Annotated in this window: 22 protein-coding genes; 15 read left to right on the plus strand and 7 right to left on the minus strand. The window is 71.5% G+C overall.

Going from position 1 to position 20,393, the window contains the following annotated elements; genetic code table 11:
* Window positions 1–70: 70 nt before the first annotated feature.
* The 5 genes from NCI01_RS11630 (at window position 71) to NCI01_RS11650 (ending at window position 2,664) form a co-directional block, all read left to right on the plus strand.
* Window positions 71–538, plus strand: coding sequence for a P-loop nucleotide/nucleoside kinase family protein (locus NCI01_RS11630; protein ID WP_254181642.1), 468 nt, complete (start codon window positions 71–73; stop codon window positions 536–538).
* 165 nt (window positions 539–703) lie between these two features.
* Window positions 704–1,225 (plus strand): hypothetical protein, encoded by a 522-nt coding sequence (locus NCI01_RS11635; protein ID WP_254181643.1) that lies wholly within the window; start codon window positions 704–706, stop codon window positions 1,223–1,225.
* Between the two features lie 151 nt (window positions 1,226–1,376).
* Window positions 1,377–1,778, plus strand: a complete 402-nt coding sequence (locus tag NCI01_RS11640; protein ID WP_254181644.1) for a hypothetical protein — start codon at window positions 1,377–1,379, stop codon at window positions 1,776–1,778.
* A 114-nt stretch (window positions 1,779–1,892) separates the two neighbouring features.
* The gene (locus NCI01_RS11645) at window positions 1,893–2,312 is read left to right on the plus strand and encodes an immunity protein CdiI family protein (protein WP_254181645.1); all 420 of its coding nucleotides are present in this window, start codon (window positions 1,893–1,895) and stop codon (window positions 2,310–2,312) included.
* Window positions 2,275–2,664, plus strand: a complete 390-nt coding sequence (locus NCI01_RS11650) for an NUDIX domain-containing protein (RefSeq protein WP_254181646.1) — start codon at window positions 2,275–2,277, stop codon at window positions 2,662–2,664. The genes NCI01_RS11645 and NCI01_RS11650 overlap by 38 nt, the downstream gene beginning before the upstream one ends.
* 42 nt (window positions 2,665–2,706) lie before the next feature.
* Here the strand turns inward: NCI01_RS11650 and NCI01_RS11655 are convergent, their stop codons facing one another.
* Both NCI01_RS11655 and NCI01_RS11660 read right to left on the minus strand, forming a co-directional pair.
* Entirely contained in the window at window positions 2,707–3,000 is a 294-nt protein-coding gene (locus NCI01_RS11655) for a hypothetical protein (protein WP_254181647.1), read from the minus strand.
* Between the two features lie 60 nt (window positions 3,001–3,060).
* Window positions 3,061–3,771, minus strand: a complete 711-nt coding sequence (locus tag NCI01_RS11660; RefSeq protein ID WP_254181648.1) for a TetR/AcrR family transcriptional regulator — start codon at window positions 3,769–3,771, stop codon at window positions 3,061–3,063.
* Between the two features lie 134 nt (window positions 3,772–3,905).
* Between NCI01_RS11660 and NCI01_RS11665 the strand changes: the two genes are divergently transcribed.
* Window positions 3,906–4,847 carry an NAD-dependent epimerase/dehydratase family protein gene (locus NCI01_RS11665; RefSeq protein ID WP_254181649.1) on the plus strand — a complete coding sequence of 314 codons (942 nt, stop codon included), beginning with the start codon at window positions 3,906–3,908 and terminating at the stop codon, window positions 4,845–4,847.
* A gap of 61 nt (window positions 4,848–4,908) precedes the next feature.
* Entirely contained in the window at window positions 4,909–8,301 is a 3,393-nt protein-coding gene (locus tag NCI01_RS11670; protein WP_254181650.1) for a pyruvate carboxylase, read from the plus strand.
* On the opposite strand, the gene NCI01_RS11675 is transcribed toward NCI01_RS11670, so the two are convergent.
* A complete protein-coding gene (locus NCI01_RS11675; protein WP_254181651.1) occupies window positions 8,288–9,232 on the minus strand; it encodes an SGNH/GDSL hydrolase family protein in 945 nt (314 codons plus the stop codon). The two genes, NCI01_RS11670 and NCI01_RS11675, sit on opposite strands and share 14 nt — an antisense overlap.
* Window positions 9,229–10,467, minus strand: a complete 1,239-nt coding sequence (locus tag NCI01_RS11680) for a SpoIID/LytB domain-containing protein (protein WP_254181652.1) — start codon at window positions 10,465–10,467, stop codon at window positions 9,229–9,231. Before NCI01_RS11680 ends, NCI01_RS11675 begins: the two co-directional genes overlap by 4 nt.
* Before the next feature lie 144 nt (window positions 10,468–10,611).
* Here NCI01_RS11680 and NCI01_RS11685 point away from each other — a divergent pair, with 144 nt between their 5' ends.
* Complete coding sequence (locus NCI01_RS11685) at window positions 10,612–11,502, plus strand: DNA-formamidopyrimidine glycosylase family protein (RefSeq protein WP_254181653.1); 891 nt, start codon at window positions 10,612–10,614, stop codon at window positions 11,500–11,502.
* Here NCI01_RS11685 and NCI01_RS11690 read toward each other — a convergent pair.
* Window positions 11,438–12,829 (minus strand): NAD(P)H-quinone dehydrogenase, encoded by a 1,392-nt coding sequence (locus NCI01_RS11690; protein ID WP_254181654.1) that lies wholly within the window; start codon window positions 12,827–12,829, stop codon window positions 11,438–11,440. The genes NCI01_RS11685 and NCI01_RS11690 overlap by 65 nt on opposite strands.
* Entirely contained in the window at window positions 12,829–14,232 is a 1,404-nt protein-coding gene (gene lpdA, locus NCI01_RS11695) for a dihydrolipoyl dehydrogenase (RefSeq protein WP_254181655.1), read from the minus strand. The genes NCI01_RS11690 and lpdA overlap by 1 nt, the downstream gene beginning before the upstream one ends.
* A gap of 67 nt (window positions 14,233–14,299) precedes the next feature.
* Between lpdA and NCI01_RS11700 the strand changes: the two genes are divergently transcribed.
* The 6 genes from NCI01_RS11700 to NCI01_RS11730 are packed head-to-tail and all read left to right on the plus strand — an operon-like array spanning window position 14,300 to window position 18,384.
* A complete protein-coding gene (locus tag NCI01_RS11700) occupies window positions 14,300–14,752 on the plus strand; it encodes a gamma-glutamylcyclotransferase (RefSeq protein WP_254181656.1) in 453 nt (150 codons plus the stop codon).
* A 47-nt stretch (window positions 14,753–14,799) separates the two neighbouring features.
* Entirely contained in the window at window positions 14,800–15,612 is an 813-nt protein-coding gene (locus NCI01_RS11705; RefSeq protein WP_254181657.1) for a purine-nucleoside phosphorylase, read from the plus strand.
* Window positions 15,613–15,620: 8 nt separating this feature from the next.
* The gene (locus NCI01_RS11715; protein WP_302181888.1) at window positions 15,621–16,430 is read left to right on the plus strand and encodes an NAD-dependent epimerase/dehydratase family protein; all 810 of its coding nucleotides are present in this window, start codon (window positions 15,621–15,623) and stop codon (window positions 16,428–16,430) included.
* A gap of 52 nt (window positions 16,431–16,482) precedes the next feature.
* Entirely contained in the window at window positions 16,483–16,914 is a 432-nt protein-coding gene (locus NCI01_RS11720) for a hypothetical protein (protein WP_254181658.1), read from the plus strand.
* Window positions 16,915–16,954: 40 nt separating this feature from the next.
* Complete coding sequence (locus NCI01_RS11725) at window positions 16,955–17,329, plus strand: MerR family transcriptional regulator (protein ID WP_254181659.1); 375 nt, start codon at window positions 16,955–16,957, stop codon at window positions 17,327–17,329.
* 44 nt (window positions 17,330–17,373) lie between these two features.
* A complete protein-coding gene (locus NCI01_RS11730) occupies window positions 17,374–18,384 on the plus strand; it encodes an aldo/keto reductase (protein ID WP_254181660.1) in 1,011 nt (336 codons plus the stop codon).
* 34 nt (window positions 18,385–18,418) lie between these two features.
* Here the strand turns inward: NCI01_RS11730 and NCI01_RS11735 are convergent, their stop codons facing one another.
* Window positions 18,419–19,738 (minus strand): DUF2252 domain-containing protein, encoded by a 1,320-nt coding sequence (locus tag NCI01_RS11735; protein WP_254181661.1) that lies wholly within the window; start codon window positions 19,736–19,738, stop codon window positions 18,419–18,421.
* Between the two features lie 38 nt (window positions 19,739–19,776).
* Between NCI01_RS11735 and tpx the strand changes: the two genes are divergently transcribed.
* Window positions 19,777–20,274, plus strand: coding sequence for a thiol peroxidase (gene tpx / locus NCI01_RS11740; protein ID WP_254181662.1), 498 nt, complete (start codon window positions 19,777–19,779; stop codon window positions 20,272–20,274).
* Window positions 20,275–20,393 lie beyond the last annotated feature (119 nt).

The following is a 20,393-nucleotide window of genomic DNA, read 5'->3' on the forward strand; positions in this document are numbered from 1 at the left end:
CCGCGACCCGGGCATGCGCACGTGCCGATGAGCGGACGACGTGTCCGGACGCTCTCGTAGCCTGTGCCCCGTGAGTGAACCAGGATGCCTTGTCGTTGTTTCCGGCCTCCCCGGCAGCGGCAAGACGACGCAGGCCAAGAGGTTGCAGGCCGAGAGGCGGGGGATCCGGTTCTGCCCAGACGAGTGGATGACCGCACTAGGGGCGAACCTGTGGGATGACGAACTTCGCGCCCGCGTGGAAGGGCTGCAGTGGGACATGGCCTTCGACGTGCTCCGCGCCGGGGGCACCGCCATCATCGAATGGGGAACCTGGGGCCGAGACGAACGCGAACGTCTGAGGGCAGAAGCCACAACGCTAGGCGCGCGCACCGAACTGCTCTTCCTCGACCCCCCTGCGGATGTGCTGTGGAAGCGCATCGAGGAACGGGGTATGGAGGACCCTCCGATGAAGCACGCGGACGTCGTAGCGATGCACGAGTTCATGCAGAGCCAGCGTCCCGACGAAGCGGAGCGCAGCGCCTTCGACGAGGTCCTGTAGTCATCTCGCCCCACGCGCTCTCGTCCTGACCACAAGCGTCCGGATCTGCCCCGGAGATGTGCGCGGATCTGTCGATGAGCGGACGTGGTGGCCCACCGGTCTCGGGCGTGGTCCTCGTGTGGATCAGAACGTCCGAGGGCAGCCGTGGAGGCTATGTTCCTCAGCGTGAGTTGGTTCGAGATGGGGCCGGCCGCCGCGACACGAGATCTGTGGGTGGGGTTAGCGGGGCCGACAGCGCCCGAGTACGGCGTTTGGAAGACGCCGGGGGGAGAGCCGGTTCATGAGTTGCTCGCCACGGAAGGGCCGCCGGGAGTTCGGGACGTCGAGTGGTACTTCATGCCACTCCCGGGCCATTCCGGCAAGCGCCTGGTTGACGCGGTGTGGCAGTACGGGGATGGGCTGAAGGTGTACAGCGAACGCATGTGTGCGGTGCTTGAGTCGTGCGGCGCTCGTCTGCAGACCTGGCCAGCCGACGTTCGTCTCAGGAACGGATCCCCCGTCGAGGGGTATCTCTCGGTACTGGAAGAGGTCGATGCTCCCGGCCCGGTGCACAGCCTGCGCCGAGGGAGACGCACGGGCCGAGTGATCATCAGCGGAGAGGTTCGGGAAGCATTGCTCGATGCCGGCATGACCGGCCTGGAGACTCTGGAGGCCGACTCTGCCTTCCCTCGTGATGGCGGCTCCTAACCCGGGTACTGACTGACCGGAGACCCTTGCCGTGGCACCGGTGCCTCGTGGGGATACAACGTCGGACCTGCCCGCGATCAGCGCACGGATCTGCCGAGATCCGTGTGGTCTGCAGCGACGCAGCGGGTGCCTGTTGTGCAATCCTGCCCAGATGGAGCGCGGGGTCGACACGTGGTGGGATCACCTGGTCGACGTCCTTGCCACCCTTGGGGAAGTGACCGACCGAGACCCCGGCGGTCTCACCGTGGTGCTTGATGAAGGAGGCGGCTCGACCCGAGCCGTCGAGATCGTCATGACGCCAGACGAGTGGGACGACATGTGCGGCATCGGCGGCTGGGAGATGGATGCGGGAGCACAGCACGTCCGGCAACAGGTGAAGGACCTACCGCGCGACAAGAGCTACCTGGTCTACAGCCTGTACAACCTTGTGCCCTGTGACAGCCCATCGCTGCCGGTCGATCCGGCCTTTGCTCGGTTGCAGGAGCTGGCCGCTCAGCACCCGAACGGCATTCCGGGTGGGCGCTGGTACGCGTACAAGCCGGACCAGGCCTAGACGTCGAAGTCGTCCGGATCTACCGCGTTGCGGGCGGCTACGCTCGCCCGGATCTGCCGCGATGCGTCCGCCATTGCAGGTGACACCAGACGCCGTCAGTGCTCAGATCGGTTCGTGAGCAACGACGAGGCGTTTGACCCAAAGCACCTAGGAGACGGTGTGTACGTCGCAGCGCACGGTCCAGCGCACGAGCCTGCACGCGAGCGCCTCGACGAGGATTCGGTGGGACTCGACATCACGGTTGGCGGCGAAGTCATCACGTTCATGTGGGACTACGGCGTGCGCGTCCCGTTGTGGGGTCCCTTCGGATTGCTGCCTGATGACCCTCGTTGGCTCAGCGCCGTGCTCCGGTTGAGCGACTCGCTCATCGAGGACCTGGCGAGATGGGGCGACAGCATGTTGGATCTGGACGCGGCCCCCAGTCAAAGGACCCAGGAGGCGTACGAGCGCCTCGACGTCCGCGCTCAGGACCTCGTGCAGCGGCTACAGACCGAGGTTGGCTCCACGTACACCGTCCGGTACCGCCCATGGTGACAGCGGCTCACGACTGCCGCCCGAACCAACGACCGAGGCCCGAATCTGCCGCGAGGAGGGCGGCGGGCACGTCGAGCGGGGCGAGTCGCCGCACGCGGCAGTCAGGCGGGAGTGCCTCGAAGAGCTGGGGATCCGCATCCACGACCCCCGCCCCATCCCGATGGAGGTCAGCGACCCCACCCTCGACGTGCACGCGTTCCTCGTCACCCGCTGGGACGGGGAGCCGGTCAACGTCGCGCCGGAGGAGCACGACGACCTCAGGTGGTTCGAGCCGAGGGACCTCCCGGCCCTCGAGATGGCCCACCCGTCCAGCGTGCCGAACATCCTGAGCGCCATCCGGGGCGCCGACTAGCCGCAGCCGGACGACCGCACCCGAGCCCGGGGAGCGGCGTGCTCAGAACCCCCCGTCGCCGCCCCCGCCACCGTCGGAGCCGCCACCCTCGAAGCTGCTGGCGCGCCGGGTCGCCACCTCCTCCGGGAACGGCGCGAGGGCCGCCTGCATCAGGGCGGCCGCGATGCCCACCACGATCAGTCCACCCATCAAGGCGAGGCCGGCGCCGGTCGTGCCGTTCGAGCGGAACGCCGCGACGAGGCAGGCGCCCAGGGCGACCGTCGAGGCGCCACCGAAGACCGCCCACGACCGCCGATGGCGCGATCGCGTGCTGCTCGCGAGCTGCTGCTGGGCCATGACTGGAGTGTGCCGCACGGCAGGGCCGAGCGCACGGGATCCGCGACGCGGACGGTCGGGCTACTCCAGCCCGACGGTCTCGACCAGCGCCGCGAGGTGGTGCTCGAAGAGGTCGCCGGGGTCGCTGAAGGTGTCGGCGCCGTACTGCCCGAACACCTCGAACGACACGCAGCCGAAGAGCGCCGCCCAGGCGAAGAGCCCGCGCGCGAGGAGCAGGTCGGGGGCCGTGATGCCCATCTGCTTGCGGATCCGGGCCAGGTCGCGGGACAACCGGCGGGGGGTGAGCGGCGCGTCGTCGAGCGAGATCGCACCCGCCTGCCACGCGTCCTCCCACACCTCGACGAGCCGGCCGATGACACGGGTGCCGGGGCCGGTGGTCTGCTCGGCCGGCGCCTCGTAGCCCGGCACCGGGCTGCCGAAGAGCAGGGCGTACGTCGCGGGCTCGGTCAGCGCCCACGCGCGGGTGGCGCGGGCGATGGCGACGATCCGGCCGACGTGGTCGTCCCGGTCGACCGCCTCGAGGGCAGCGTCGACCGCGTCGCCGAGCTCGTCGTAGCCGTCGACCACGAGCAGCGTCAGCAGCTCGTCACGGCTGGCGACGTAGCGGTAGACGGCCGACGACACGACGCCCAGGTCGCGCGCCACGGCCCGCAGGGACAGGGCGGCCGCGCCCTCCGTCGCGAGGTGCTGGCGACCGATGCGGACGATGTCGCGCATCGTCCGGGCGCGCGCCCTCGCGCGCGGGGAGGGGAGGGAAGCAGAGTCGGGCACCCGTCCATCCAACCACAGAGGGTGAGCATCAGTAACAGATGAGAGCGGTGCTCTTGCTTTCACTCCGATCATGCGCCATGCTGGACAACGAGAGCACCGCTCTCTAAATCGCCCGCACCTTTGAGGAGCACACCGTGAACACCGTCCACGTCGTCACCGGAGCCGGCCCCGTCGGCTCGACCATCGCCCAGCAGCTCGCCGACGAGGGCCAGCAGGTCCGCCTGCTCACCCGTTCGGGGACCGGCCCCGTCCACCCGCTGATCGACCGGCGCCGCGTCGACGCCTCTCGTCCCGACGCGGTCGCAGAGGCCTTCGAGGGAGCGGTCGCGGTGCACCACTGCATCCACGGCTCGGCGTACGACGCCCGCGTGTGGCGCGCCGAGCTGCCGCAGGCCGAGCGCGTCGTCCTCGAGGCGGCCGGCCGCGTCGGTGCGGTCGTCGTGTTCCCCGAGAGCCTCTACGCCTACGGCCCGGTCGACGGCACGATCACCGAGTCGACGCCGCGCACCGCCACGACCGGCAAGCTCGGCGTGCGCACCGAGCTGCTCGCCCAGCGCGAGGCCTCGCCCACGCCGACCGTCAGCGTCGCCGCGTCCGACTTCTACGGCCCGCTGGTCCGCAACGCCCACGCCGGCGAGCGGCTGGTCCCCACCGTCCTCGCTGGGCGGACGATGCGCGTTCTGGGCAGCCTCGACCAGCCCCACTCGTTCACCTACGTCCCCGACCTGGCCGCGGCCATGATCGACGCGGCCGGCCGCGAGGAGCTGTGGAACTCGTTCCTGCACGCGCCCACCGCCGCCCCGGTCACCCAGCGACGGCTCGTGGAGCTGGTCGCGCAGGCCGGCGGCGTGCCGGCGCCCAGGACGTCGGCCATCCCGTCGTGGGTGCTGCGCGCGTCCGGAACGGTGTCGCGCGAGATGCGCGAGCTGGCCGAGACCTCCTACATGTTCACGGCGCCGTTCGTCCTCGACTCGAGCGCCAGTGAGGCCCGACTCGGCCTCTCCCCCACGCCGCTGGCCGAGGGCGTCGCACGGACGGTGGCCTGGTGGCGGACGCAGGAGCGGTCGGCAGCCTGAGGCCGACCGGGGTACGGACGGGTAACCCACGTCACACCCACCACTCGATAGCGTGCGGCCCATGTTCTCCAAGGTGCTCGTCGCCAACCGTGGCGAGATCGCAGTCCGGGCCTTCCGTGCAGCGCGCGAGATCGGTGTGCGCACGGTGGCCGTCTTCCCGCACGAGGACCGCTGGTCCGAGCACCGGATGAAGGCCGAGGAGGCCTACCAGATCGGCGAGGAGGGCCATCCCGTCCGCGCCTACCTCGACCCGCAGGCCATCGTGGACGTGGCCGTGCGGTGCGGGGCCGACGCCATCTACCCCGGCTACGGCTTCCTCTCGGAGAACCCCGCCCTCGCCGAGGCGTGCGCCGCCGCGGGCATCACGTTCATCGGCCCCAGCGCCGAGGTCCTCACCCTCACCGGCAACAAGGCGCGCGCGATCGCGGCGGCCAAGGCGGCCGGCGTACCCGTGCTCGAGTCCGTCCCGCCGTCGACCGACGTGGAGGAGCTCCTGGCCGCGGCCGAGCAGATCGAGGCCCCGCTGTTCGTGAAGGCCGTCGCCGGCGGCGGCGGGCGCGGCATGCGCCGCGTCAACGACCGAGCGGACCTGCGCGAGGCGATCGAGACCTGCATGCGCGAGGCCGACGGCGCCTTCGGCGACCCCACCGTCTTCATCGAGCAGGCCGTCGTCGACCCGCGCCACATCGAGGTGCAGATCCTGTCCGACGGGACGGGCTCCGAAGGCGGCGTGATCCACCTCTACGAGCGTGACTGCTCGGTGCAGCGGCGCCACCAGAAGGTCGTCGAGATCGCCCCCGCGCCCAACCTCGATCCCGAGCTGAGGGACCGCATCTGCGCCGACGCCGTCCGGTTCGCCCGCGAGATCGGCTACAAGAACGCCGGCACCGTCGAGTTCCTGCTCGACCCCACCGGCAAGTACGTCTTCATCGAGATGAACCCCCGCATCCAGGTCGAGCACACCGTGACCGAGGAGGTCACCGCCGTCGACCTCGTGCAGTCGCAGATGCTCATCGCCGCCGGCGCCACCCTCGCCGACCTCGGCCTCAGCCAGGACGCGGTGCAGCCGCGCGGCTTCGCGTTGCAGTGCCGCATCACCACCGAGGACCCCGCCAACGGCTTCCGCCCCGACACCGGCAAGATCACCACCTACCGCTCCCCCGGCGGGCCGGGCGTGCGGCTCGACGGCGGCACCACCTACTCCGGCGCCGAGATCAGCCCGCACTTCGACTCGATGCTCGCCAAGCTCACCTGTCGCGGCCGCACCTTCGAGGCGGCCGTCCAGAAGGCCCGCCGCGCGCTGCTGGAGTTCCGCATCCGCGGCGTCTCGACCAACGTCGGCTTCCTCCAGGCCGTGCTGGCCGACCCCGACTTCGCCGCCGGCGGCGTCACCACGTCGTTCATCGAGGACCACCCGAGCCTGCTCAAGGCCAACCTCGGCGCCGACCGGGCCACCAAGCTGCTGGCCTACCTCGCCGACGTCACCGTCAACCAGCCGCACGGCCGCGCGCCGGTGACGGTGTCCGCGGCGAGCAAGCTGCCCGAGCTCGATCGCACCCAGCCGGTCCCCTTCGGCACCCGGCAGCTGCTCCGGGAGGTCGGGCCCGAGGAGTTCGCCCGCCGCCTGCGCGCGCAGGACCGGGTCGCCGTCACCGACACCACCTTCCGCGACGCGCACCAGTCGCTGCTCGCCACGCGCGTGCGCACCCGCGACCTGCTGGCGGTGGCCGAGCACGTCGCCCGGACCACCCCCGAGCTGTGGTCGGTCGAGTGCTGGGGCGGAGCGACGTACGACGTCGCGCTGCGCTTCCTGGCCGAGGACCCGTGGGAGCGCCTGGCCGCCCTGCGCGAGGCGATCCCCAACGTCGGCCTGCAGATGCTGCTTCGCGGGCGCAACACCGTGGGCTACACGCCCTACCCGACCGCCGTCACCGAGGCCTTCGTGCAGGAGGCCGCCGAGACCGGCATCGACGTCTTCCGGATCTTCGACGCCCTCAACGACGTCTCGCAGATGCGTCCGGCGATCGACGCCGTCCGCGCGACCGGCACCTCGGTGGCCGAGGTGGCGCTCTGCTACACCGGCGACCTGTCGTCGCCGGACGAGCGGCTCTACACCCTCGACTACTACCTGCAGCTCGCGGAGCAGATCGTCGACGCCGGCGCCCACGTGCTGGCGATCAAGGACATGGCCGGCCTGCTGCGCGCGCCTGCGGCCCGCACGCTCGTCACCGCGCTGCGGGAGCGCTTCGACCTGCCCGTCCACCTGCACACCCACGACACCCCGGGCGGCCAGCTCGCCACGCTGCTCGCCGCCATCGACGCGGGCGTCGACGCCGTCGACGCCGCCTGCGCCTCGATGGCCGGCACGACCTCGCAGCCGGCCCTGTCCGCGCTCGTGTCCGCGACCGACCACTCCGAGCGCGAGACCGGCCTGTCGCTGGCGGCCGTCAACGCGATGGAGCCCTACTGGGAGGCCGTGCGCCGCGTCTACGCGCCCTTCGAGTCCGGCCTGCCGTCCCCGACCGGGCGGGTCTACCGCCACGAGATCCCGGGCGGGCAGCTCTCCAACCTGCGCCAGCAGGCGATCGCGCTCGGCCTCGGCGAGAAGTTCGAGCAGGTCGAGGACATGTATGCCGCGGCCAACGACATCCTCGGCAACGTCGTGAAGGTGACGCCGTCGTCCAAGGTCGTCGGCGACCTCGCCCTCGCGCTCGTCGCGGCCGGCGCCGACCCCGCGGAGTTCGAGGCCGACCCGGCGTCCTACGACGTCCCGGACTCGGTCATCGGCTTCCTCAACGGCGAGCTGGGCGACCCGCCCGGCGGCTGGCCCGAGCCGTTCCGCACCAAGGCGCTCGCCGGTCGCACCTGGAAGCAGCCGACCGAGAGCCTGACCGAGGAGCAGAAGGCGAGCTTGGCCTCCGACCGCCGCGCCACCCTCAACGAGCTGCTCTTCCCGGGCCCGACCGCCGCCTTCCGCGAGTCACGCGAGACCTACGGCGACCTGTCCGCGGTCTCGACGGTCGACTACCTCTACGGCCTGCGCCGCGGCGAGGAGCACCCCGTGCGGGTGCGCGAGGGCCGCGAGATGCTCTTCGGGCTCGAGGCGATCAGCGAGCCCGACGAGCGCGGCTTCCGCAACGTCATGGCGACCGTCGACGGCCAGATGCGCCCGGTGCAGGTCCGCGACCGCAGGATCTCCGCCGACGTCGTCTCGGCCGAGAAGGCCGACCCGACCAACATCGGCCACGTCGCCGCGCCCTACGACGGAGCGGTGACGGTCACGGTCGCCGAGGGCGACAGCGTCGAGGCGGGCCAGACGGTCGCGACGATCGAGGCGATGAAGATGGAGGCCTCCATCACCGCACCGGTCGCCGGCACGGTCAGCCGGCTCGCGGTCCCCGCCACGCAGGCCGTCGAGGGCGGCGACCTGGTGCTGGTGATCAGCCCTCGTTGAGGACGATCACGTCGGGGTCGGGCTCGGCGTACTCGGTGATCTCCTCGGGGTCCTCACCGGTCACCTCACGGAACACCTCGCTGGCCACCGCGCGCATGCCGTTGACCTTCGGGTGGAAGGGTGCCGCGACGCCGATCCGCAGCTTGGGTCCGTTGACCCACGCGCGGCCCTTCGCGCACACGTCGTGCCCGTCGGAGACCGCCGCCATGTCGACGTACGACGCCCCTGCCGCCCGCGCGCCGCGGCGGAGCGAGGCGTTGAGCAGGCCGGCGACGTCCGCGACCGGGGCCAGCACGGCGGCCGGCACCCCGACCGCCTTGCAGGTGCCCTCGGTGGGGAGGATGTCGGGGTAGCCGACGACGAGGACCTCCGCGTCGGGCGCAGCCTTCGTGATGCGCCGCACGGCCTGCTCGACGCGGCCGGCGACCTTGCCGGCGTCGGCGCGCAGCCGCTCGACCGGGCAGACCGCCGCCGGCCCGCGCTGGCACTGGATGAGCGAGTCGTAGATGCCGAAGTCGTTGCCACCCATCCCGAGGGTCACCAGGTCGGTGTCCTCGGAGAGCGCCTCGATCTGCGGCCCCGTGGTGTTGCCGTCGAACATCACCATCGGCTCGTAGAGGTCCCTGGTCGTGGCGGCCGAGCAGGTCACGTCGGTGTAGCTGGCGACATCGAGCCAGTCGGCCACGAAGGCCGGGTAGTTGTCCTTCGAGCGCGCACAACCTTGCGGGTCGGAGCGCATCGTGCCGATGAACGGGCCGGCCGAGAACGAGTCGCCCATCGCGACGTAGTCGATCGGGGTCGTGACCTCGGTGTCGACGACGGGGTCGGGCAGGTCCACGTCGCCGTCGCCGGCGGCCTGGCCGGACGAGCAGGCCGACGCGGCGAGGGCGAACGCAGCGACTGCTGCTGCCAGGTGGAGCCGACGTGTCACGGGCGGGCAGGTCCCTTCTGGCGCGGGATCACGCTGAAGGTGAACCAGTCGGAGTTGAGGCCGAAGTAGGAGCGGGCGTCGTCACCGCTCAGGCTCGCGCGGCCGCCGGTGAAGACGAACGCCATGTCGAGGACGCGCCCGCCCCAGTCGCCGTTGCCGTCGCGTGTGACGACCTCGATGCCGGTGAGGTCGCCCATCCCGGGCCACTGCTTCTCGACCTGGGTGTCGTCGATGGTGGTCGTCCAGGACGAGTACGTCGGGTTGACGAGGCCGTCGTAGGGGTCGGGCTGCGCCACCAGGTAGGGCATCGAGCCGGCCGAGGAGAAGCCGCCGTTGCTGGCGGAGAACTGCGTGAACGCCGGACGCCCCTCGAAGTAGAGCCCCTGCCCGGCCGTGGCCTCGATGGCCGCCGTCGCCGCCGGGTGCTCGACGTCGACGCCGCCGTAGACCTGGCACTGCGTGGTGTCGCAGAGGTCGTAGTGGGAGGCGGACGGGTGGGAGCGCTCGAACGCGGCGTAGGTGCGCGCCGCGACCGACTGGGCACTCACCGCCGCCGTGGTCCACAGCGCCGGCACCTCCTGCGGCACGACGCCCCGCAGGTAGGCCTCCATGCCGACGCGGTTGACCGTCTCGCGCTTGCCGCCCAGGCGCGGGGCGACGGACTGCAGGGTGCCGCGGTAGTCGCGCCGGGCGCCGGGCAGCACGAGCGTCAGCCGGCCGTCGGCGGCGCTGAACTCGGCCTCCCCCGGGACCTTCCTCCAGGTGCGCCACGAGCCGCGCTTCGTCCACTGCACGGCGGTGTCGCGACCGGCGGCGACCAGGCGCCACTTGCGCGCGCCGTTGGAGGGCAGCCGCCAGGTGCGCGAGCGGCCGACCCGGCCGACCTTGAGGCCGCGCTCGGCCGCGACCTGCACGTCGCGACCCGTGTCGGCGGTGATGAGCACGCGGACCTTGCCGCGGACCGCGCCCCACGTCGTGCCGGGGTAGTAGAACTCGATGATCTGCTGCCAGGTCAGGCCCTGCTGTGCCGCGCCGAGCGCGCCGTACTGCGACAGGCCGTTGCCGTGGCCGAAACCGCGGCCGCTGATGGTGATCGCGCTGCTGCCGGCGACGGCCCACGTCTCGACCTGCCGGCGCGGCTCGGCCGACGACACGTCGGTCGCGGACGCCGGTAGGGCAGGGAGCAGCAGCGCGCTCGTGGCGAGCGCGATGGACAGCAGGCGGGAACGGGTCATCAGGTGGTCTCTCCCCCGAGAACGGACGACGAGCCCCCGAGGTTACAGGCGGTCCGGTCGTGACGGGCAGGGACCGCGGGATCCGTGCGCGCGACCGGGTGGCGGCTGGCGACCGCTGTCGTAGCCGCCTGTGACACTGGACGGGTGCCCGAGGGAGACAGCGTGTGGAAGCTCGCCCGCCGGCTGGACCGCCAGCTCGCCGGCCACACCGTCGCGCGCTCCGACTTCCGCACCCCCGCCCTGGCCACCCGCGACGTGTCAGGACGCGAGGTGCTGGGCCACGACACCCACGGCAAGCACCTGCTGACCCGGCTGTCGGGCAGCGCGGGCTCCCCGCCCGCCACGCTCCACAGCCACCTACGCATGGACGGCTCGTGGTCGACCCTGGCCCCGGGCAAGCGGCTCCCCGGCAAGCTGCAGCCCCACGTCCGCCTGGTGCTGTCCCTCGACGACGGACGCACGGTCCACGGGATCCGGTTGCACGACCTCGCCCTCGTGCCCACCGACCGCGAGGCCGACCTCGTCGGCCACCTCGGTCCCGACCCCCTGCGCGACGACTGGGACGCCGACGAGGCGGTGCGCCGCCTGCTGGCGCACCCCGACGTGCCGCTGGTGACCGCGCTGCTCGAGCAGAGGTCGCTGGCCGGCCTGGGCAACCTCTGGGCCAACGAGCTCGCCTTCCTCACCGGCGTCAGCCCATGGACCGCGATCGGCGAGGTTGACGTCGCGCACCTAGTCGAGCGGGCGGCGACGATGCTGCGGCACTCCGCGACCGTGCCCGGGGCCTACCAGGTGACGACCGGGTCACCGGTCAGGGGGGACGACCACTGGGTCACCGGACGCCAGCGCCAGGGCTGCCGCCGCTGCGGCGGGCCGGTGAGCGTGCAGGCCGAGGTGCCGGGCGACGCCGCCAACCGCCGCACGTGGTGGTGCCGGGCGTGCCAGCCGGGGCCGGGCCCCGAGCAGCGCGTCAGACGTGGTGCAGGCGCCGCGCGGCCTCGGCGACCGAGCCGCTCATCGACGGGTAGACGGTGAACGCGTGGGCGAGCTGGTCGGCGGTCAGCGACTCCGCGACGGCGATAGACACGGGGTGGATGAGCTCGGAGGCGCGCGGCCCGACGACCACTCCCCCGACCACGATGCCGGTGCCCGGTCGGCAGAAGAGCTTCACGAAGCCGTCGCGCACGCCCTGCATCTTGGCGCGCGCGTTGCCGGCCAGGGGCAGGGTGACCACCTCGGCTGCGATCTCGCCGGCGTCGACGGCCTGCTGCGACCAGCCGACGGTGGCGATCTCCGGGGAGGTGAAGACGTTGGACGAGACCTTCTTGAGGTCGAGCGGCGCGACCGCGTCGCCGAGGAAGTGCCACATCGCGATCCGGCCCTGCATCGCGGCCACCGAGGCGAGCATCAGCACGCCGGTGCAGTCGCCCGCGGCGTAGATCCCGCGCGCGGAGGTGCGCGAGACGCGGTCGACGGTGATGAAGCCGCCCTCGTCGACGGCGACGCCCGCCTCCTCGAGACCGAGGTCGGCGGTGTTGGGGATCGAGCCGAGCGCGAGGATGCAGTGGCTGCCCGTGACCGTGCGGCCGTCGGTCAGCGTCACGGTGACCTCGTCGCCCTCGCGGGTCACCGACTGCATGCGCGAGCGGCTGAGCACCTTCATCCCGCGCCGGGTCGACACGTCCTCGAGCACCGCTGACGCGTCGGCGTCCTCGCCGGGCAGCACCCGGTCGCGGCTGCTGACCAGGGTGACGTCGATCCCGAGCGAGAGGTAGGCGCTGGCGAACTCCGCGCCGGTGACGCCCGAGCCGACGACGATGAGCTTCTCCGGCACCTCGGTGAGGTCGTAGACCTGCTCCCACGTGAGGATCCGCTCCCCGTCCGGCTGGGCGCTCGGCAGCGTGCGCGGCGCGGCACCCGTGGCGACGATGATCGCGTCGGCCTGCAGGGTCTCCTCGCCGTCGGCGGTCGTGGCGACGACGGTCAGGTCCGGCCCGAGGCGGCCACGACCGGTGAGCACCCGTACGCCGTCGCGGTCGAGGCGGGCGGCGATGTCGGTCGACTGGTCGGCCGCGAGCTGCTTGACGCGGGCGTTGACCCGGGCGAGGTCGACGCTGATGGTCGTCGCCGCGTCGCCCTGGTGGTCGTGGAAGTTGACCCCGAGCTCGCGCGCCGTCGACATGTCGGTCATCAGCTCGGCCGTGGCGATCAGCGTCTTGCTCGGCACGCAGTCGGTGAGCACCGCCGAGCCGCCGACGCCGTCGGTGTCGACGACGGTGACCTCCGCGCCGAGCTGCGCGGCGACGTGCGCCGCCTCGTAGCCGCCCGGTCCGCCGCCGATGATGACGATGTGATCGGTCATCAGAGGTTGATCATGTGGCCGGCGATGCCGTGGACGGCCTCCTTGACGGCCTCGCCGAGCGTCGGGTGCGCGAAGACGTTGCGGGCCACCTCGTCGGCGGTCAGGTCCCACTTCTGCGCCAGCGTCATGACCGGCAGCAGCTCGGTGACGTCGGGGCCGATCATGTGGGTGCCGATGATCTCGTTGTGCTCGGCGTCGGCGACGACCTTCACGAAGCCGATGGCCTCGCCGAGGCCCATGGCCTTGCCGTTGGCGGTGAAGGGGAACGTCGCGGTCTTGACGTCGTAGCCCTTGTCCTTGGCCTGGGCCTCGGAGTAGCCGAACGACGCGATCTGCGGCATGCAGTAGGTGGCGCGGGGCACGAAGTCGTACTCGACCGGCATGGTCTCGGCGCCGTTGATCGTCTCGGCCGCCACGATGCCCATCGCTTCGGCGACGTGGGCGAGCATCAGCTTGCCGGTGCAGTCGCCGATCGCGTAGACGTTGTCGACGTTGGTGCGGCAGTAGTCGTCGATCTCGATCGCACCGCGCTCGGAGACCGAGACGCCGATGTTCTCGAGGCCGAAGCCCTCGACCCGCGGGGCGAAGCCGAAGGCGGCGAGGAACTTGTCGGCCTCGAGCACCTGCTCGTCGCCGCCCGCGGCCGGGGCCACGGTGACCTTGACGCCCGAGCCGGTGTCCTCGACCTTCTTGACGGCCGTCGACGTGAGCACCTTCACGCCGAGCTTCTTGTAGTGCTTGAGGAGCTCCTTGGAGATGTCGGCGTCCTCGGTGGGGACCATCCGGTCGAGGAACTCCACGATCGTCACGTCGACGCCGAAGTTGGCCATGACGTAGGCGAACTCGACGCCGATCGCGCCGGAGCCGCCGATGACGATCGAGCCGGGCAGCTCGTCGGTGAGGATCTGCTCCTCGTAGGTCACCACGTTGTCGCTGAGCTCCACGCCGGGCACGAGGCGCACGGTCGCGCCGGTGGCGAGGATCAGGTTGTCGAAGGTGTAGCCGGTGGTCTGGCCGTCCTTGCCCTTCACGTCGATCCCGGTCGCGCTGGTGAGGGTGCCCCAGCCGTCGATCTCGGTGATCTTGTTCTTCTTCATCAAGAAGTGGACGCCCTTGACGATGCCGGCGCTGACGTCGCGGCTGCGCTTGTGGGTGGGACCGAACGACATCGTTGCGTCGCCCTCGATGCCGAACTTCGCCTTCTCGTGCTGGAGCGTGTGCGCCAGCTCGGCGTTCTTCAGCAGCGCCTTGGACGGGATGCAGCCGACGTTGAGGCAGACCCCTCCCCAGTACTTCTCCTCCACCACGGCGACCTTCTGGCCGAGCTGGGAGGCGCGGATCGCGGCGACGTAGCCACCGGGGCCGGCGCCGAGGACGAGGGTGTCGAAGTGGGTGTCGGTCACGCGCCCAGCCTAGTTGTCGGCTGCGCGGGGCGACCACCCGAGGTCGCGGCTCGATACTGTGTCGCCCGTGACCCTGTACGCCGCCTACGGGACGAACCTCGATCCCGCCCGCATGGGCGAGCGCTGCCCCCACTCGATCCTCCACTCCACGGGGTGGCTCACGGGGTGGCGGCTGACCTTCGGCGGGGAAGAGCACGGCTGGGACGGCGCGCTCTCGACGATCGTCCAGGACCCCTTCGAGCAGGTCTTCGTGGCGGTCTACGACGTGACGCCCGAGGACGAGCGGGCGCTCGACGGCTGGGAGGCCGCCGACACCGGGCTCTACCGCAAGACCAAGGTGCGCGTGCAGACGATGACCGGCGAGCTCGTCGTCTGGGCCTACGTCCTCGACGCCTACGAGGGGGGCCTGCCCTCGGCGTCCTACCTCGGCGTCCTGGCCGACGCGGCGGAGGCCGCGGGCGCCCCCGAGGACTACGTCATGGCCCTGCGACGCCGCGCCTGCCGGTCCACCGGGCTCTGACCACCAGGCCCTCGGCAGCGCCGGCCGGTCGGTCTAGAGTTCGCGGCGTGACCCACGCTGCCGTCGCCCCGACCCCCTACGAGAGTGCCGCCGAGGCCGCCGCCCGGCTCGCCGAGCTGACGGGCGTGGAGCGCCACGACATCGCCCTCGTGCTGGGCTCGGGCTGGCTCCCGGCCGTCGACGCGCTCGGCGAGGCGACCGCCGAGATCGACACCACCGACCTCCCCGGCTTCAGCGCCGCGGCGGTCGCCGGGCACAGCGGCAAGATCCGCTCCATCCGCAGCGGCGACCGCAACCTCCTCGTCTTCCTCTCGCGCACCCACTACTACGAGGGCAAGGGCGTCGCCGCGGTGGTGCACCCCGTCCGTACGGCGGCCGCGGCCGGCTGCTCGGCCATCGTCCTCACCAACGGATGCGGCGGCCTCAAGGAGGGTTGGCAGCCCGGTCAGCCGGTGCTGATCTCCGACCACATCAACCTGACGGGCACCAGCCCGATCGTCGGCGCCAACTTCGTCGACCTGACCGACCTCTACAGCCCGCGGCTCCGTGCGATGTGCAAGGAGGTCGACGACTCCCTCGACGAGGGCGTCTACGTGCAGTTCCCCGGCCCCCACTACGAGACGCCCGCCGAGGTCCGGATGGCCGGCATCCTCGGCGGCCACCTCGTCGGGATGAGCACCACGCTCGAGGCGATCGCCGCCCGCGAGGCCGGCATGGAGGTCCTCGGCATCAGCCTGGTCACCAACCTGGCCGCCGGCCTGAGCGGCGAGCCGCTCAACCACGAGGAGGTCCTCGAGGCGGGCCGCTCCGCCGCCAGCCGGATGGGCGGTCTGCTGAGCCGGGTCGTCGCGAGGATCTGAGGCCCGCGATGCGTGTCCTGGTCACCGGCGCCGCCGGCAGCATCGGCCGCGTGGTCACCGCCGGCCTGGCCGCCGCCGGCCACGAGGTGGTCGGCCTCGACCTCGTCCCGCCGCCCGACGGCACGCCGTTCGCCTGGCACGAGGCCGACTGCGCCGACGGCGACGCCGTCGAGGCGGTCTTCGCCGCCCTGTCCACCGGGGGCAGGCTCGACGCCGTCGTCCACCTCGCCGGCATCCCCGAGGAGGCGTCGCTGCCCGACGAGCTCACCTCCCACGTCGTCACGACCGCGGCGCTGCTCGACGCGATGGTGGTCCACGACGTGCCGCGCATCGTCTACGCGTCGTCCAACCACGCCGTGGGACGCACGCCCCGCGGCGACGGCACGCTGACCGACCACGCGCTCCCCCGCGCCGACACCTACTACGGCGTCGCCAAGGTCGCCGCCGAGTCGCTCCTCCGCCTGTTCGCCGACCGCCACGGCATCGACGCCGTCGCGTGCCGGATCGGGTCGTTCCTCGAGGAGCCGACCAGCGTGCGTGGCCTGTCGACCTGGCTCTCCCACGGCGACTGCGTCCGCATGGTCGAGGCCGCGCTGAGCACCCCCGCGCCCGGCTACGCCGTCCTCTACGGCATCAGCGCCAACACCCGCGCCTGGTGGGACCTCGAGCCGGGCCGGCGGCTGGGCTACGAGCCCCAGGACGACGCCGAGGCCTGGGCCGACCGGATCGAGCGGCGGCCGGAGGACGACGCGGAGGCCGAGCACGTCGGCGGGCCGTACGCGACCGCGCAGTTCCACCGTCCCGCACTGGGTGCGTGATCAAGGCGGGCAGTGGTCTCGAGGTCGCCCTGGCTGGCACGATGGCACCGAGGTGGATCCGACGATCCCGCCGCGCGCGCCGGCGCTGTCCGACGACACGTGCCTGTTCGGCGTGTGGCACCTGCCGACGCTTGGTCAGGCCACGGTCCTGCACCACGCCGCACTCGCGCTCGAGGCCGAGGCCGGGGTCGCCGAGGCGCTCGGCACCGGCTGGTACAAGGACGGCTGGTTCCCGGTCCTGGTGGCACTCGACGGTTGGCTCGTGTGTGTCGACACGACGGGGTCTGCGGGCCCGGTCGGGAGCCTGTTCGTGTGGGACACCCATGCAGCCAACGACCCGTTCGACCTCCGACCGTGGTTCCCGAACCTCACCGACATGGTCACGGCCATGGTGGCCGCCTACCGGCACGGGCGGATCACGCCGACCCAGGGGTACACAGAGCTCACGGACCTGCCCCGGGAGAGCCGACCACTCGCCTACTGAGGCTTGACTTGGAGCGCACTCCAGGTCGGAGACTGGTCGGATGACCAGCCTGACGATCGCCGAGGCGGCCGAGCGGACCGGGCTCACCGCCCACACCCTGCGCTACTACGAGCGTGACGGGCTGCTCCTGCACTCGGTCGACCGGGCACCGTCCGGCCATCGCCGCTACACCGACGAGGACCTCCGGTGGATCCAGATGGTGACGCGACTGCGCGCCACCGGCATGCCCATCCGCGACGTACGACGCTATGCCGCCCTCGTGCGTGAGGGCGACGGCAACGAGGTCGAGCGTCTGGGGCTTCTCCTCGCGCACCGCGAGGTCGTCGAGCGCCAGCTGGCCGAGGTGACGGGCCACCTGCGCGCGATCGACTACAAGATCGCGCTCTACGAGGGGAAGGTCGAGCAGTCCGCCTGATCGGCCTTGACTTCGAGCGCACTGCAAGGAGTGAGGTGGAGGACATGACCCACACATCCATCGCACAGCGCACCCTCGGCACCGCCTCCCCGCTCACCGTGAGCAGCCTCGGCCTCGGCTGCATGGGGATGTCGGAGTTCTACGGGACCCCCGACGAGCAGTCGGGCATCGACACCATCCACCGCGCCCTCGACCTCGGCGTGACCTTCCTCGACACCGCCGACATGTACGGCCCGTTCACCAACGAGCAGCTGGTCGGCCGGGCGATCAAGGACCGGCGCGACGAGGTGCAGCTCGCCACCAAGTTCGGCAACGAGCGCAACCCCGACGGCTCGTGGGTCGGCATCAACGGCTCCCCGGACTACGTGCGGCGCGCCTGCGACGCCTCGCTCGAGCGGCTCGGCGTCGACCACATCGACCTCTACTACCAGCACCGCGTCGACCGGACGGTCCCCATCGAGGAGACCGTCGGGGCGATGAAGGAGCTCGTCGAGGCCGGCAAGGTTCGCCACCTCGGGCTGTCGGAGGCCGGCGCCCAGACCATCCGGCGCGCCCACGCCACGCACCCGATCACCGCACTGCAGTCGGAGTACTCCCTCTTCACCCGCGACCTCGAGGACGAGATCGCCCCGGTGCTGCGTGAGCTCGGGATCGGCCTGGTCCCCTACTCCCCCCTCGGTCGGGGCATCCTCACCGGCGCCGTCACCCGCGAGTCGCTGGAGTCCGACGACTCGCGCGCCACGGGCCGGTTTCCGCGGTTCAGCGGCGACGCGCTCGACGCCAACCTCGCCCTGGTCGGCAAGGTCGAGGAGCTGGCCGCCGACAAGGGCTGCACGCCGGGCCAGCTCGCGCTGGCGTGGGTGCTCGCCCAGGGCGACGACCGGCTCGGCGTCGCGCCGATCCCCGGCACCAAGCGCGTGAAGTACCTCGAGGAGAACGTCGGCGCGCTCGACGTCGAGCTCACCGCGGACGACCTGGCCGCGCTGGAGCAGGCGGTCCCGCGCGACGCCGTCGCCGGTGACCGCTACGGCGACATGTCCACCATCGACGCCTGAGGCGACGGCTCGGCCCCGCGGGGGCCGGCCGGGATCACGTCGAGGCGATCCCGACCCGGCCCTCGCGGAAGGCGTCGACGAACAGCGCGTGGTCCTCGCGCACGCGGACGGCGTAGGCGATCCCCCAGTCGCACAGCCACGAGACGAACTCGTTGCGACGGCCCTCCATCGACGCGGCGATCGCCTCCTCGACCTGGAAGTCCACGAGGTCCTGCTCGCTGTCCTCGTCGGAGGCGCAGTGGATCTTGGCGGTCGCGCGGCCGAGCAGGTCCACCACGGCGCGCATGTCGTCGGGCTCGTTGATCTCGCTCCAGTCGAGGTCGACCTCGTAGGGCGAGATCTCCGAGACGACGAATCCGACGCCGTCGATGCTCGTGTGGCCGAGCAGCGGGTCGGTGTGCACCTGCAGCGCGCGCTGGCTCACCGCGGTGCGGTGGCCCTCGTGCTCGAAGTAGGCGTCGACGTCGCTGGTGTCGACGAAGCGGCTCACGGCCGGGATGTTGGCCTGCTTCATGCTGAGCACGACGTCGTTGTCGAGCGCCTGGCTGTAGCCCTCGACCAGCACGTTGTACGCCGGCAGGCCGGCGCTTCCGATCCCGAACCCCGACTTGCCGACCACGTCGCGCAGCTCGTAGAACAGCTCGCGGTCGAATCGCTTGGACTCGGGGATGGTGTCGAGGTAGGAGCGGAAGGCAGCGACCACCTTGGCCCGCTCCTCGCGCGGGAGGCGCCAGGCGGTCGCGTCCTCGGCGAAGCGGCGCGTGCCGCGGTGCAGGACGGTGAGGTCGTCGAGCAGGTCCGCGCGACGCATCTCCCGGGCCACCGTGAGGGCGGTGTGGATTGGGCCGTCGGCGTTGTCGAGGCGGATCGCGAAGTCGTGGTCGTCGTCGGAGGCGACGTAGTGGTTGACCTGGGCGAGGTAGCTGCGGGCGAAGCGCGCGACGAGCTTGCGGATCGACTCCTCGGGCAGCGCCTTCTGCCAGCCGACGAGGGCCAGGCTCGCCGCGAAGCGCTGCAGGTCCCAGGTGAACCTGCCGAGGTAGGCCTCGTCGAAGTCGTTGATGTCGAAGATCAGCCGGCCGTCGGAGTTGAGGTAGGTCCCGAAGTTCTCGACGTGCAGGTCACCGTGGATCCAGATGCGCTCCGCGCCGTGGCCGGCCCAGTCGTCCTGCTCCGACGTCACGTCGTTGTAGAACAGGCAGGCGCTGCCGCGGTAGAACGCGTGGGGGTCGCTGGCCATTTTGCGGTACTTGGCGCGGAACGCGGCGGGGTCGGCCCGCATCAGCGGGGCGAACGCGTCGCGCAGCACCTCGATGATCACGTCGGTGCGGGCATCGGTTCGCGCGGTGGCCATGCGGGCACTCTAGGTCCGTCGGCCGATAGGTTGGGGCCATGGCAACCACACAACTCGGACCCAACACCGTCAGCACCGTGGGCGAGCTCCCCGCTGTCGGCTCCCAGGCTCCCGGCTTCGACCTGGTCGACTCCAAGTTCCAGTCCCTCACCGACGCCGACGTCTCCGGCAAGCGGGTCGTGCTCAACATCTTCCCGAGCATCGACACCGGCGTGTGCCAGGCGAGCGTCAAGAGGTTCAACGAGCTCGCCGCCGGCCTCGACAACACCGCCGTGGTCAACGTGTCCGTCGACCTGCCCCTCGCGCAGGCCCGCTTCTGCGGCGCCGAGGGCATCGACGACGTCCTCGTCGGCTCGGCGTTCCGCTCGTCCTTCGGCGAGGACTACGGCGTCGCGATGGCCGACGGCGGCTGGCAGGGCATGCTGGCGCGCGCGGTCGTCGTCCTCGACACCGACCGCACCGTCCTGCACACGCAGCTCACCGACGCGATCGGCGAGGAGCCCGACTACGACGCAGCGGTCGCCGCACTCGGCTGATATGTAGTCCGCGGTTGTCAAGAGTGCAGGGTGAGGCGCCGCCGGCACTGGGTGTGCTGGCGGCGCCTCGTCTTGGCCTGGTGGTGTCATTGCCCTGCCGCAGCGTGTCGTTGTCGACG

Source organism: Nocardioides pinisoli, assembly GCF_024199985.1.
Classification (GTDB): Bacteria; Actinomycetota; Actinomycetes; order Propionibacteriales; family Nocardioidaceae; genus Nocardioides; species Nocardioides pinisoli.

What these genes read in the sequence shown, in the direction of transcription:
- NCI01_RS11640 (WP_254181644.1), top strand. Translation starts at nt 1,377, where the DNA reads ATGGAGCGCGGGGTCGACACGTGGTGGGATCACCTGGTCGACGTCCTT.
- NCI01_RS11655 (WP_254181647.1), bottom strand. Translation starts at nt 3,000, where the DNA reads ATGGCCCAGCAGCAGCTCGCGAGCAGCACGCGATCGCGCCATCGGCGG.
- NCI01_RS11670 (WP_254181650.1), top strand. Translation starts at nt 4,909, where the DNA reads ATGTTCTCCAAGGTGCTCGTCGCCAACCGTGGCGAGATCGCAGTCCGG.
- NCI01_RS11680 (WP_254181652.1), bottom strand. Translation starts at nt 10,467, where the DNA reads ATGACCCGTTCCCGCCTGCTGTCCATCGCGCTCGCCACGAGCGCGCTG.
- NCI01_RS11690 (WP_254181654.1), bottom strand. Translation starts at nt 12,829, where the DNA reads ATGACCGATCACATCGTCATCATCGGCGGCGGACCGGGCGGCTACGAG.
- NCI01_RS11715 (WP_302181888.1), top strand. Translation starts at nt 15,621, where the DNA reads ATGCGTGTCCTGGTCACCGGCGCCGCCGGCAGCATCGGCCGCGTGGTC.
- NCI01_RS11725 (WP_254181659.1), top strand. Translation starts at nt 16,955, where the DNA reads ATGACCAGCCTGACGATCGCCGAGGCGGCCGAGCGGACCGGGCTCACC.
- NCI01_RS11730 (WP_254181660.1), top strand. Translation starts at nt 17,374, where the DNA reads ATGACCCACACATCCATCGCACAGCGCACCCTCGGCACCGCCTCCCCG.
- NCI01_RS11735 (WP_254181661.1), bottom strand. Translation starts at nt 19,738, where the DNA reads ATGGCCACCGCGCGAACCGATGCCCGCACCGACGTGATCATCGAGGTG.
- tpx (WP_254181662.1), top strand. Translation starts at nt 19,777, where the DNA reads ATGGCAACCACACAACTCGGACCCAACACCGTCAGCACCGTGGGCGAG.